Here is a 417-nt window from a genome sequence, read left to right as displayed (position 1 = left end):
TAAGGGCCGTTGATGACTAGTACGTTGATAGGCGAGATGTGGAAGTGCTGTGAGGCATTAAGCTAACTCGTACTAATTACCCGAGAGGCTTAACCATACAACGCCAAAGTGGTTTATAAGCGACAGAAGTTAATAGACTGAAGTAGACAAAAGAATTTAATGGCTTTTTCCAGATTTAAGAATTAAACAAGGTGACCAACCTCAGCGATATCGCGAAATCGGTTCACCTTGCGCAAATGGAATGCTCGTGCGAGGCACGATGTCATTAGACATTTGCACCCAGATTTCCTGATGACCATAGCGTTTTGGAACCACCTGACCCCATGCCGAACTCAGAAGTGAAACAAAACAGCGTCGAGGATAGTGTGGGCTTCCCATGGGAAAGTAGAACAGCCGCAGGGCCGGATTTTATAATCC

Annotated in this window: 2 rRNA genes; both read left to right on the top strand. The window is 45.6% G+C overall.

The window, feature by feature from the left end:
* A 23S ribosomal RNA gene (locus CWC03_RS22915) occupies window positions 1–97 on the top strand; the annotation flags it as partial.
* 190 nt (window positions 98–287) lie between these two features.
* Window positions 288–401, top strand: a 5S ribosomal RNA gene (gene rrf / locus CWC03_RS22910).
* Window positions 402–417 lie beyond the last annotated feature (16 nt).

The organism is Pseudoalteromonas sp. S2755, assembly GCF_005886535.1.
Lineage (GTDB): Bacteria > Pseudomonadota > Gammaproteobacteria > Enterobacterales > Alteromonadaceae > Pseudoalteromonas.
The sequence above is the reverse complement of the archived record's forward strand: the minus strand, read 5'-3'. Positions and strand labels throughout refer to the sequence as shown.